Here is a 540-nt window from a genome sequence, read left to right on the forward strand (position 1 = left end):
GTAGAGCAGGCGCGCGGGTGGGGTGGGCATGTCCGTCATGGCAAGGCCTTTCGCGGGGGCGGTGCGACAAGGCTGGGGCCAGGCGGCGCGGGCGGCCAGCGCGACGGGACGAAGCGCCCCGGACGCGGGGCGAGGCGGATCAGCGCATGGCGGCCAGGCGCGCGACCAGGTCCTCGCGGTACTGGCGGGTGCACGGCGCGGTGGGCCCGCCACGCAGCGTGATGCGTGCATCGCCCTTGCCGAGCGGTTCGAGCTGCGTCACGTGGGCCAGCGCGACCGCGGCACCGCGGTGCGTGCGCGCGAAGCCGGGGCCCAGGTCGGCGAGCAGGCCCGACAGGGTGCGGCGCAGCAGCGGCGCCCGATCGGGGGTGTGCAGCACGACGTAGTTGTCGGCGGCTTCCAGCCACAGGATATCGGCCACCGCGACCACCTGCGTGCGGCCGCGGTCGGCCACCAGCAACTGCGCCGGCTGCAGCGGCGGGCGCGGCGCACCGAGCCGCAGGCGCAGCCGTTGCAGCGCCTGCGCGAGGCGCTGCGGCT

Annotated in this window: 1 protein-coding gene; it reads right to left on the reverse strand. The window is 76.9% G+C overall.

What is annotated here, in order from left to right; translation table 11 throughout:
* Positions 1-139: 139 nt before the first annotated feature.
* A partial coding sequence (locus tag AC1D1T_RS32980; protein ID WP_477993583.1) for a LytR/AlgR family response regulator transcription factor occupies positions 140-540 on the reverse strand: 401 nt, incomplete at its 5' end.

It is taken from the genome of Rhizobacter sp. P2_H3, from assembly GCF_056403355.1.